At 40.8% G+C, this 12,695-nt stretch carries 10 protein-coding genes and 1 pseudogene; all 11 read right to left on the minus strand.

Annotation, left to right across the window (positions count from 1 at the left end):
• Nucleotides 1-10: 10 nt before the first annotated feature.
• Nucleotides 11-850, minus strand: a complete 840-nt coding sequence (gene cysT, locus ACFWE9_RS06205; RefSeq protein ID WP_230157739.1) for a sulfate ABC transporter permease subunit CysT — start codon at nucleotides 848-850, stop codon at nucleotides 11-13.
• A 70-nt stretch (nucleotides 851-920) separates the two neighbouring features.
• Complete coding sequence (locus ACFWE9_RS06210; protein ID WP_377356058.1) at nucleotides 921-1,973, minus strand: sulfate ABC transporter substrate-binding protein; 1,053 nt, start codon at nucleotides 1,971-1,973, stop codon at nucleotides 921-923.
• A gap of 268 nt (nucleotides 1,974-2,241) precedes the next feature.
• A complete protein-coding gene (nadD, locus tag ACFWE9_RS06215; protein WP_230157743.1) occupies nucleotides 2,242-2,895 on the minus strand; it encodes a nicotinate (nicotinamide) nucleotide adenylyltransferase in 654 nt (217 codons plus the stop codon).
• A gap of 17 nt (nucleotides 2,896-2,912) precedes the next feature.
• The gene (gene kynB / locus ACFWE9_RS06220) at nucleotides 2,913-3,539 is read right to left on the minus strand and encodes an arylformamidase (RefSeq protein WP_230157746.1); all 627 of its coding nucleotides are present in this window, start codon (nucleotides 3,537-3,539) and stop codon (nucleotides 2,913-2,915) included.
• Between the two features lie 24 nt (nucleotides 3,540-3,563).
• Nucleotides 3,564-4,409 (minus strand): tryptophan 2,3-dioxygenase, encoded by an 846-nt coding sequence (gene kynA / locus ACFWE9_RS06225; protein ID WP_230157754.1) that lies wholly within the window; start codon nucleotides 4,407-4,409, stop codon nucleotides 3,564-3,566.
• Nucleotides 4,410-4,426: 17 nt separating this feature from the next.
• Nucleotides 4,427-5,776 carry an amino acid permease gene (locus ACFWE9_RS06230; protein WP_377356061.1) on the minus strand — a complete coding sequence of 450 codons (1,350 nt, stop codon included), beginning with the start codon at nucleotides 5,774-5,776 and terminating at the stop codon, nucleotides 4,427-4,429.
• A 14-nt stretch (nucleotides 5,777-5,790) separates the two neighbouring features.
• Nucleotides 5,791-6,067 (minus strand): annotated as a pseudogene (locus tag ACFWE9_RS06235) (kynureninase/PvdN C-terminal domain-containing protein); the annotation flags it as partial.
• Between the two features lie 125 nt (nucleotides 6,068-6,192).
• Nucleotides 6,193-7,707, minus strand: coding sequence for a carboxylesterase/lipase family protein (locus ACFWE9_RS06240; RefSeq protein ID WP_377356063.1), 1,515 nt, complete (start codon nucleotides 7,705-7,707; stop codon nucleotides 6,193-6,195).
• Nucleotides 7,708-8,003: 296 nt separating this feature from the next.
• Complete coding sequence (locus tag ACFWE9_RS06245; RefSeq protein ID WP_230157760.1) at nucleotides 8,004-8,417, minus strand: MerR family transcriptional regulator; 414 nt, start codon at nucleotides 8,415-8,417, stop codon at nucleotides 8,004-8,006.
• Nucleotides 8,418-8,501: 84 nt separating this feature from the next.
• A complete protein-coding gene (locus ACFWE9_RS06250; protein ID WP_377356065.1) occupies nucleotides 8,502-10,142 on the minus strand; it encodes a SulP family inorganic anion transporter in 1,641 nt (546 codons plus the stop codon).
• 895 nt (nucleotides 10,143-11,037) lie between these two features.
• Nucleotides 11,038-12,447 (minus strand): GH1 family beta-glucosidase, encoded by a 1,410-nt coding sequence (locus ACFWE9_RS06255; protein ID WP_377356067.1) that lies wholly within the window; start codon nucleotides 12,445-12,447, stop codon nucleotides 11,038-11,040.
• Nucleotides 12,448-12,695 lie beyond the last annotated feature (248 nt).

The raw sequence follows: 12,695 nt of genomic DNA on the forward strand, positions 1-12,695 counted from the left end.
TCCCCTCCTACTACTTCCCAGAAAATCTTTTGCCAGTCCACCATTGTAAGATATTGATGGTGAACAAAATTAGAAATGTAATAATAAGCATGACGGCTGCTACAGCGGTTGCCCCTTCATAATCATATTGTTCGAGCTTTGTCATGATGATGAGCGGGGAAATTTCCGTTTTAAACGGCATATTTCCTGCAATGAATACAACGGATCCATACTCTCCAAGTGCCCTTGCAAAAGAAAGGGCAAAACCCGTCAATATCGCTGGAACCAATTCCGGAAAGATAATATTAATGAATGTCTGCATTCGATTCGCCCCTAATGAAGCAGATGCTTCTTCCATTCCTTTTTCAACATTTTCAAGCACTGGTTGAACCATCCGCACAACGAATGGAAGACCGATAAATATAAGGGCGATGATGATCCCGGCAGGAGTGTAAGCGACTTTAAAGCTAAAAAGTTGGCCGATCCATCCATTCGGTGAGTACAAGGTGGTCAAAGTGATCCCTGCCACGGCAGTCGGGAGGGCAAAAGGCAAATCAACCAGTCCGTCGATGATCCGTTTGCCGGGAAACTCATAACGAGTAAGCACCCAAGCAATTAAAACGCCAAAAACTGCGTTCACAAAGGCCGCAGTTAACGCTGTCATAAAACTCAATTTATACGAAGCGACCACCCTTGGTTCTGTTATGGTCGCCCAGAAATCCTGAAATCCCATTGTAAATGTGTTTAGAAAAACCATGGATAATGGGATCAAAACGATGATGGTGAGATACAGCAGCGTAAAACCCATCGTCAATCCAAAACCGGGTATGGTCCTCTTTTTCTTTCGTTTACCTTCTGTCACTATATTCATCGCTTCGCCCCAGCTCTTTCTTATGATTTATGAAGGAGAAGATGTAAACACACACCTTCTCCCTCCATGCTTATTTCGGTTGATAAATTTCGTCAAACGTACCACCGTCATTGAAATGTGTTTCTTGGGCTTTTTTCCACCCGCCAAACTTATCATCAACAGTCACCATATCGATATTTGCAAATTGATCTTCATATTTAGCGAGAATCTTCTCATGCCTCGGACGATAGAAGTTTTTCGCGGCAATTTCTTGTCCGGCATCGGTGTATAGGTATTCCAGATAGGCTTCAGCCACTTCCTTGGTTCCTTTTTTCTTGACCACTTCATCGACTACGGCTACAGGAGGCTCAGCTAATATACTGATTGAAGGATTGACGATTTCATATTTATCATCACCGAATTCTTCCAGTGTTAAATAGGCTTCATTCTCCCAAGCTATAAGCACGTCACCAATTCCCCTTTCCACAAAAGTGGTCGTGGCACCACGTGCTCCCGAATCCAAAACCTCAACATTCTGATATAGTTTTTTCATGAAATTCTTCACTTTTGCTTCGTCATTATCATATTTCTTCTCTGCATATGCCCAGGCAGCCAGATAATTCCACCTTGCCCCTCCGCTTGTCTTTGGATTTGGTGTAATGACGGATACATCCTTTTTGATTAAATCGTCCCAATCTTTAATTCCTTTTGGGTTATCTTTTTTCACCAAAAACACAATGGTTGATGTGTAAGGTGTAGAGTTTTCCGGTAAGCGTTTCTGCCAATCCGCCGCTAATAGGTTACTAGCATCGTGTATTGCATCAATATCATATGCCAATGCCAATGTAACGACATCCGCTTCCAATCCGTCAATAACAGCCCGGCCTTGTTTACCAGAACCGCCATGGGATTGTTTAATGGTTACATCCTGACCCGATTCTTCTTTCCAATGCTTCACAAACGCTTCATTGAATTCCTGATACAGTTCCCGTGTTGGATCATATGACACATTCAATAACTCGACAGACTTTGATTTCCCTTCTCCTCCCGTTTTTTCCGAATTGCATCCTGCCAGTACTCCGAAGGCTAAAATCAAACTTGACAATACCATCAACTTTTTCATAGACTTCCCCCTGTTTTTCACTTTTTTGCAACAAAAAAGGCATACTATTTCCTACTTTATAATTTTATTCAAGGAGATAGTATGCCTTCAGTTTTCTGATCAGCGAATATTCTGATTTTATGTATCCCTAACATAAAGCAAAGTATACCAAGTTGTCAACTATGTTTTTGTTAATGAATATGTCCTTTTTTTAAACTCATTCTCATATATAAGGCGAAAGAATTTATTGAAATGAAAAGAGCTCAATCTCAACGGAGAGATTGAGCCCTTTAATTACCTAGGCAAGCCATTAAGGCTTTGATTCTTTTTGATACAGCTTATTTTCTATAATATACTGATAACATTGATCAGGCAGTAAATATCTTGGTTCCCCACCCATCGCGAATTCATCTCTTATATATGTTGAACTAATTTCCATGGAAAGGCCTTTATCTATAAGGTGAAATGTATTACCATCATCATAATTCCTAAGCAAAGGACTTTTGGATATGATTTTCAACATATCTATCCCGTCCCGTGCCATAACGATGAATTTATGATTAGCAATCAATTTTTTCCTGAATTTCCATCGCAGGTGTACCGGTAACTCCTGATTATCAATATCTTCAAGTAAATCGGCACCCATTATAAAATAAACTTCATCCTTTGGGTATCGTGATTTAAAGTATTCCATCGTATACCAAGTATATTGTTTACTCGTCCCAGCCCGTTCATTAATTTCATAATCACTAACTTCGAATATCGGGTTGCCCCTTATTGCCAATCCAAGCATATCCCAACGGTGTTCATTGCTCGTTTTCATCTGTTTATCGATGCGCCCATTTGCGCAAGGCAAAAAAATCACCTTGTCTAGCTTAGCACGATGCGCGATGGTGGATGCTGTCCATAAATGTACATTTGTGACTGGATCGAAGGAAGATCCATAAACTCCAATTTTGCCCATCCCCCATATCCCCCTCATCAGCCCTTCTTTTTCACTACTGCCCTGACGGGGCTCCCGTCCCCTGCCTCTAAAGCAAGGGGCAATGCAGCCAGGTCGTACAGCCCAGGCTCCAAACCTTCAAGGACCAGGCCTTCCAAGATATGAATGCCGCAGTCTGACATAGCATGGTGGGCCGGCAATTCCTTGCTGTCGAGATGGTCAACGGATGGTAAATCCAGGCCTAACAGCCTCACTCCTTTATTTGCAAGGAAGGGAGCTAATTCTGGTTCAACAGGTGGAATCCAATCAGGAAAACGGCTGAGGTCCTTCCATTGTCCCGTTGCCAGCAACAATCGTTGGACCCCTGTCAATTCGATGCCTTTGAAGGATTCAATGCTGATACTTTCAGCAGCGTCCACCTTTACTACAAGTGCAGTGCCCATATATAAATCAAGATCAAGTTCAATGACTTTTTTTCCATTTCCATCAAAATGAAAGGGAGCATCAATATGTGTTCCTAAATGGGTACTCATCCGAATTTCCCCTACATTTACAGATGATCCTTTCTCTATTGATGAATTCAGGCAATATGAATACTTTGTGTCACCTGGCCAAGATGGCGTATTTTCATTCAGCCTCTGAGAAATATCTAACCATTGACTCATATATTTTTTCTCTCCAGTCATTGTTTACAGTTTCGTTCTTAATGTCCAAAGCTCTGGAAAAAATGGCTGATCGACCACTTTTTTCAGATAGCTAACACCGGACGATCCACCGGTTCCCATTCTTTGGCCGATGATCCGTTCTACGGTGCTCATATGATTGAATCTCCAGAATTGTTGCTGACTGCCAATATCAACGAGTTTTTCGGCTAACTCATACAAGTCCCAGTATTTATGGACATCACGGTAAACCGTCAGCCACGCACTTTCAACACTGGCATTTATCCGATAGGATTCAGACCAATCCCTGTTCAAGACCGATTCATCAACAGGGAGCCCCCTTTGTGCCAAAGCCCCAATAGCCGCATCATAAATGCTTGGTTGATTCAAAGCAGCCATCATCTTCTCATAAAGCTCAGGCTGATGACGGAAAACGGCTAATATCTGCCTATTCTTTTGACCCATTGCAAATTCTATCAACCTGTTTTGAGAAGATTGAAATCCGGAAGAGTTTCCTAGTTTCTCGCGGAATTCCATATAATCCGAGGGAGTTAAAGTCGAAAGTACATTCCAAGATTGAATAAGTTGTTGTTGGATCCTGGCCACTCTTGATAGCATTTTAAAGGAAGGCTCCAAACGCCCTGATTGAATATGGTCCCTTGCTGCAGTCATTTCATGAAGGATCAGCTTCATCCATAATTCACTGGTTTGGTGAATTACAATGAACAACATTTCATCGTGATGACCAGAAAGCAGATGCTGACTTGATAATATTTGATCTAAATGCAGGTAGTCTCCATAGGACATTTCCTTTTCAAAATCAGTTACCATACCTTCTTCCAATCGATGTTTATCCATTGATTCCTTATCCATGCTATCCCAATCCTCCCTTACGTTCTTTTCATTTTCGACATGAATAAATAAACGATGCACAGAAAGATCAGCCAAGGAACACCGAACTGAAGGACGATTTTAAATGGACCAGTGAACCAAGTTGATACAGTCAAAGCAAACAAAAGGAATGCACCAAGAATCGTTAAATACGGAAAGCCGTACATTTTAATCGGTAATTTACGCCCTCCTGATTTCTCCCAGCCTTTCCTGAAATATAAATGGGAGATGAACACCATGAACCAGGTGAAAATGGCTCCGAACATCGATATCCCCATCATGAATGCATACGAAGTATCCGGGAGCAGTACCTTTACACCTGCAGCAAGAAATATGCCTAAAGAGGAAATGAGCAGTGCCCTTATCGGGACCCCTTTCCGGCTCACTTTTTGAAATAAGGCGGGTGCCTGCTTCCCCTCGGATAAAGAAAATATCATTCTGGTGGAGGCGTATAATTGACTATTCATTGCAGATAAAGCTGCAGTTAATATAATGAAATTCATGATCCCTGATGCAAAAGGAATATTGAGGATTTCCATTACCCTAACAAATGGGCTTTTATCAATCCCAGCGGATTGCCAGGGAACAATCATTAACATGATTCCGATTGTCAGTACATAAAAAGTGGCAAGTCTGAAAACAGTTGCCTTCAAAGCTTTAGGTACAGCAATATCAGGGTCCTTTGCCTCTCCCGCCGTCACCGCAATCAACTCTGTTCCCAAAAAGCTGAAGAGAGAAATAAATATAGCGATCCATAGCCCCCAAAACCCAAATGGCATAAAACCTCCATCATTGGCATAATTCTCTAAACCGATTCCGCTTGAAGGTTCGGCTCCAATCACCACGTAAGCCCCCATTAAAATGAAAATGACAATGGCGCTTATTTTGATCATAGAAAAAGTATACTCAAAATTTCCGAATGCATTAACACTCGTTGCATTTACATAGATAAGTAAGGCAGCAAAAAGGAAGATCCAAACACTTCCAGGTACATCCGGGAACCAATATTTCATATAAACAGCGATGGCGCTCACTTCGACGCCAATGGCAAGGACATTCGCTATCCAATATGAATATCTCACAACAAAACCGGCAAATGGACTTAAATATTTTTCGGCAATGGTTCCAAAAGATCCCGACGTTGGATAAGCAACAGTCATTTCCGCCAAACAGCCCATCAAAAGAAGGACAATGAATGCACCCAATGCATAGCTGATCAGTACACTGGGACCTGCCGTCGAAATCGCAAGGCCGCTGCCCAGAAATAATCCGGTGCCAATTGCACATCCCATTGCAATCATTGTGATTTGATTCGTTGATAATTCACGACGCAGCTTATTTTTCTCCATATGTTGCTCCCATCCTAGGCGATGATTCCCCTTTTATTTTCATAGCTTTCATATAACCTACCGTCCATGATCTTTTTAAGGACCTGTACCATTTCATACACTTCCTGAAAAGAGATGTAAAGTGGAACAGGTGTTAAACGAATCATGTTTGGCTCGCGATAATCAGGAATGATCTTCTTGATTCAACGCTTTACATATTCTAGCATACTCTTGATGTTCAAGAATGATAGGATCGGTCCTCTTCGAATCATCCTTTGGACTGCCCATTTCAAATCCATGTTCAGACAACTCCGATTCGAATAAATCCTATAGATATTGCGTCAGCCTCAATGATTCACATTTTCACATCTACAAACAATTCAAGCGAGCCATTATATATATCCATGTCCCCCTCGTGTTATTCCAATATTTACACTTTACTTATAAATCCCTACGCCTTCCCATGCCAGCCTTATCATTTTGTTGGGATCCTTTTCAATGTAATCTTTTTTATCAAAAATCATCGTGTAGTGGTTGGTTTCATCATATTTCGGCCAGACTTCCCCTTCTGGAGGATTGGGGTTCCCATATTTCGCAAAGTTAACCCAATGACCCTGTATTCTATGGGAAACCTTAAGCGCGGCTGACCTGCAACCATAGGAAGTGATCCATTTGCCCAGTGCAGAGTCGAGAGTCTGGAAGGCAAATGGAATCTCCATACCATGTGTCGCCCCTAATTTACTTAGGCGCATTGCCGGCGTTTTATAATCAAAACGGTACATCCATGTTTTTTCAAAGCGACTGTATGCCTCCGCATACCAAACCGAAGGAATATGGAAAGTTGCATCACGGCCAATGCCGAGGACCGCTCCCTTTTCAGGGAAGTTCCAATAAGCATTCGTAATTCTCTCTTTCGCCTCCGGGTCAGTATTTTCAAACATTTTATGGATCATCTCTGCATTAGTCGGGATTAAAGGGGGATCCATCTGATCGAATAACGTCGCTTCGTCCCTATTTGTTCCAATAAGCAAGGAAATCCCTTTAGCACTACCGGATCGAATCGATTCAAGTGGATAATCAGGCAGGAAGTCACCGTCGACGACCGGTCCAAATGAAAGGGAGCCTGGCATGGCTTGTGAGTTTTCCTGTAGGAGTTGGTAGGACGCTGTGACAATCTCTTGAACTGGAAGTGTTTTTAACCGTTGGATATCATTTTTGCCAATCCCTAAGATATTAAGGAACCTTTCACTGAATTGCTGCGCAAATCCTTTTCCATAAACAGATGTAGGAGCGGGACTTTCTGCAATGGCCTTTTTAAAAAGCCCCCTCGCTGAAGGTACGGTTAGTAAAGTCGTTACGGCATTACCTCCAGCCGATTCTCCAAATATCGTAACATTCTCAGGGTCACCGCCAAACGCTTCTATATTCTCTTTGACCCATTTCAGAGACGCCACTTGATCACGTAAACCTAAATTGGTTTCAAACATTTCCCCATCTGCTGCCAACTCTGTAAAATCCAAATATCCCAATGCCCCTAACCTATAGTTGATGCTTACTACGACTACGTCTCCATTCTTAGCCAATAAGTGTCCGTTGTACATATCAATAGATCCAGCTCCTGTTACATATGCTCCACCAGGAATCCAAACCATGACCGGACGCTTTTTATCATCAGCTCTCGGCGACCAAATATTCAAGAACAAGCAATCCTCATCCATTTTTTCATTCCCTGCCAGTCCGGTTTTGACAGCCCGATCCATCGGCTGTGGCGGAATGGCACCGAAATCCACTGCATCCAAGACTCCGCTCCAATTTTCAACCTCTTCAGGTGAACGGAAACGCAAAGCATCAATAGGTGCTTTCGCATACCTGACTCCACGCCAAACATATATATCGTTTTCCATAGTACCTTGAAGATGTCCTTTTGCCGTCGTTACGATAGACCCAATCATTCACTTCCACCTCACAAATAGTTGTAGTTACTTAAGTTCTTCTTTTTCCATTCCCTTATATCCTTCATCTTTATCGAAAAAAGATTTATCAGTCATTTCAAACAAAATCAAGTATTACTACCATATATACAAGTTCAGGTCATCCTTAAGGGACAGAAACGCACATTGGGCAAATACCACTTTAGGGGTGCCAACATGAATATTCCCTTCAAGAATACAATGAAAGGTATTATTAATGACCAAGACAACAAAAAAAGACCCAATCAGGTCTTTTTTTGTTGAACGCGGCAGCATGCTTAGGAGAGCATGGCAATGATGCTCAGTAAAGACCCGCCCCGAACGGAAAGCTGTTGTGCAGCATATGTCAGCTGCTGTTCATTGAGCTGATCAAGTAAAGGCTTTAATTCCAGCAATTCATTTTCCAGTTCTTTAAGGTCCGTAGATATCTTGTCCACCAACAAGAGCACTTGCTCCGAATCCACGTTGGTTTCCGACCATACAAGCAACCGTTCTTTGATTTCCGTCAACGGCATATTTTGTTCTTTATACAGATTAATCATTTGAAGACGATTTAGAGCGTCTTCGGTGTAATACCGATATCTTGAACCCATTTTTTCATAATTCAGCATTCCTAATTGTGTGTAATAGTCGATGGTTCTCTTCGAAACATTCGCAAGTTCGGCAAGCTGGCCAATCCGATAGATTTTCACCCAGATAGTCACCTTCTTTTAAAATCTACTGTTAACGATACTATAACATAACAATCCAATAAGGTGACTTCGAGAATGAATCTATTAGACTACTTTATCCGAATTACCATTCAACTGCTTCTTGGCAAAGTACAGGGCATCTTCCCTCGATTTAAAGAAATGCTGTTTCTCTATTTTATGATACAACCCAGTGCTGAGAAGCAATTCCTTTGGTTGCTGCTGGATTCCCGAAATGATCAATTTCCCTTTATATTTTCCGATTCGATTAACAATCGCCAAAAGTGCTGCCTCTGCTGAAGTATCCATATATGTTACACGGCGCATGCTTAATACCAAAACTTTCGTCTTATGATCCAAGTTCGCTAATATCGATGACTCCAGGACATCTATCGAACCAAAGAACAGAGGGCCTTCCAAGTTATACACATTGATCATTGAATCCGAATTTTCAATTGGAAAAATCTCTGTAATCTCATGACTTCTTTCTCTAACCTTTAACGTATGGCTCATTTTTGTAATGAAAGTCACGAATGCAATCAATAAGCCCATTCCGACCCCCATGATTAAATCAGTGAAGACCGTGACGAGAAAGGTGACTAGTAAAACGATGGAATCCGCTGTCTTCGTTTTCAGTACATGTGCGAATTCCTTTCTTTCACTCATATTCCAGGCTACAAACATCAATATGGGTGCCATGCTTGCCAAAGGTATATGCTCTGCATATGGAGATAGTACAAGCAAAACCAACAATACGACAATTCCATGAATGATCCCTGACAACGGTGAGACTGCACCGCTTTTTATATTGGTAGCTGTCCTGGCAATGGCACCTGTTGCCGGTATCCCGCCGAAAAATGGAGTCGCGATGTTCGCGATTCCTTGTCCAACCAATTCTTTATTACTATCATGCTTGGTCCCCCCCATGTTATCGGCAACGGTAGCGGATAACAATGACTCGACACCGCCTAATAAGGCAATCGTAATCGCAACAGGAAGGAGGGTGATAATGATTTCCACCGAAAGTTCCGGCACTTTGAATTCAGGAAATCCTTTCGGAATCGCTCCATACGTGGAACCAATTGTAGCCACCTTATCGGGAAATAAAAAGTAAGCTGCGATCGTTGATACGAGCAGACCCAGAAGTGGCCCTGGTACCCGTGGCAGAATTCTTGGTGCCAACAGAATGACGATAAAACATATAACCGCAACACCCACACTATATATATTGATCGTATCCGCTTTAATCACCAATTCCTTCATGTTATCTATAAACGCTTCATGTTTTTCCACCTTCATACCAAAGAAGCTGGCAATCTGCCCCGAGAAGATTATTATCGCTATTCCTGTGGTAAACCCGATGATGACAGGACGGGGAATGAACTTCATCAAATCTCCTAGCTTAAGAAGACCCATCAAGACTAATATTATCCCCGCCAAAAAACCGGCAATGAGCAGACTTTCATATCCATATTGCATAACGATCCCAAATAATAAAGGAACAAACGCTCCAGTCGGCCCTCCAATTTGAAACTTGGATCCACCCAGAAGGGAAATGAGGATTCCAGCGATGATCGTCGTATATAACCCATATATCGGTTCGACGCCTGAAGCAATTGCAAAAGCCAATCCTAAAGGGATGGCTACCACACCTACAACCAATCCTGCCGTTACATCTTTTTGAACACCCTTCATGTTATATCCTTGAAATCTAGTATCTTTTATCATTATTATCCTTCTCACATCCTTAGTCATTTTTATGTTTGGAACGTACGAACATCAGGAAAATAGATTCTTAGAGGAGTTTTTCGATCAATTACTAGTGAAGTGTATGCTAAATATTTGTTTACAACAAAAATGCGAGGGCTTATACAAACTAAAATATACTCGTCATATATAATCTCCTTTTGTTAAGTTATGTGACATGGTTTTCCACTTCGCTTCAACATTATACAGTAAAACGTAAAACTGTACATTACTAGAAATGTTAACATTTGTTTACAAATATTCACTTACTTTTACGTTTAGATTACAATCTAGGACGATACTTCCAGCCTAGTTATTTTGAAGTCGGAACTATTGACTACGAACCATGAGGTTTGAACTTTCGACTATTTCCCTATTCATTCCGTAATGTAGCCTTGAAGTAAAAGTGTCCAAACTCAAACAAGAAATTTTAGAAAAATAGAAAGAGCATGTTTTGAAAAAAGTTACTCAAAACATGCTCTTAACTTATTAGATGGATTGATGCTTGTATAAAACAGTTTAATAATTTTTCCATACTTCAATTCAGGTTGATCTCGCTGAATAGTATCATGTTCAGAAGAATCCGTATCAAATACTTCTATTATTAAAACAAAAAAGACAGTAGGCAAAAGGAGTTCTATCTAACGGTTAAAACAAAGTTGATTGGAACAGATGTGCGAGAATCCTACGGGAATACGCGTCCAAGGGAGACCCCGCAGCCGCAACAGCGCCGAGAGCGGACGCCCGCGAAAAGCGAATGCCTGGTGGGGAAATCAACCTTCATATTATAAAGACCTAAAAAAAGTAGACAAACTCCATTATTATCGAGTTTGTCTACAGTCTGAAACCTCCTGATTAATAAGAGGTTTCTTTTTATTTAGAGCTCTTCTCCTCTCGTCTCAATAATATGCTTATACCAATGAAACGACAGCTTCTTTTTTCGGTTTAAATCATCTTGATGATCCACGTAAATAAATCCGTATTGCTTTTTATACCCGTTTAACCAGCTTAATAGGTCAATGACAGACCATGCGTAGTACCCTTTTAAATGAATGCCTTCTTTGATCGCACGCTTAATCACTTTTAGATGTTCCTCAATATATTTAATACGAGGAACATCTACTACCTCACCATCAATGATCGGATCCTCATCACCAAGTCCGTTTTCTGTAACATACATTTTAATATCGCCATAACGCTCTTTTAACATATGCAGCCCGTCTAAAAATCCTTGAGGTGAGATTTCCCATCCCCATTTAGTATAGGTTTTATCTTCCATTTTCACAGTCCGATAATAGCCATCAAAAGATGGGTTTCCTGGAGCTAGAGTAGATGTTTCTCGTGAATGCTCCATGGTTGAGAATGCTTTTTGGTTTTTTTCCACACGAATGGGCTGGTAATAATTAAGTCCAATAAAATCATTTTTTTCCGCATTCCTTTTTAACGTATCTAGTTCTTCTTCAGTCCAACTTGGCGTCCAGCCATTTTCCTTTAATTGTTCTACCACATAAGATGGATATTCACCTTTTAAAATTGGGTCATAATACCAAAAGGTTTCATATTCATTAGCATGTCGAGCAGCTAATGCATTCTCATGTTTATCATCTATGCTGTAAGCTGGTAAGAACACATGGGTAATACCAATTTCGCCGTAATGATTCAGTGCCTTATAGACTTCTACAGCTTTTGCATGTGCATAAAACACGTAATGTGTCGCTTGAAAATATTTAATCTCATCGTTTTGTATGCCAGGCGGATGCGCTCCTTTTAAATAGCCTAATCCGCAAAACATTACCGTTTCGTTAAACGTAATCCAATGTTTGACGCGGTCTCCGAATTCCCGAAAACAAATTTCCGCATACTTGACGAAGGCTTCAGCTGTTCGCTTATTCGTCCATCCACCATCTTCTTCAAGCGTCAAAGGGAGATCCCAATGATACAGCGTAACAAATGGAACAATCCCATATTTTAAACATTCATCAATAACATTATTATAAAACTCCAAGCCCTTTTCGTTTACATCTCCGTCACCTGTGGGCAAGATACGTGCCCATGAAATGGAAAACCGGTACGATTCGAGTCCCATTTCTGCCATTAATTTAATATCCTCTTTATAACGATGATAATGGTCTATGGCTACATCTCCATTTGTACCATCATATGTTTTCCCCGGAATCTTTGAAAAAACATCCCAATTCGTTATACCTTTACCATCTTCATCCCATGCTCCTTCTATTTGAAAAGAAGCAGAAGCCGCTCCGAATAAAAAATCATGTGGAAACCTCAATATAAACCCTCCGTCTTTATACCAGCTTTATTTATGGGTACAAATAGTACTGTGATTATATAGTTTTTTTGAATATTTAACTACTTAAACGTCGTATAACATAAGGTGTAAAGATAGTATCTACAGTAATGGAATGATTAACCCTTTATGATCTTATCACTTAGCAATTCAACCATATTTCACAACAATCGTATAAACAGAAATAACAATACCCGTCCTCCGATAAAAAGAGGACGGGTTACACATTT

This window comes from Peribacillus sp. NPDC060253, from assembly GCF_042727425.1.
Classification (GTDB): Bacteria; Bacillota; Bacilli; order Bacillales; family DSM-1321; genus Peribacillus.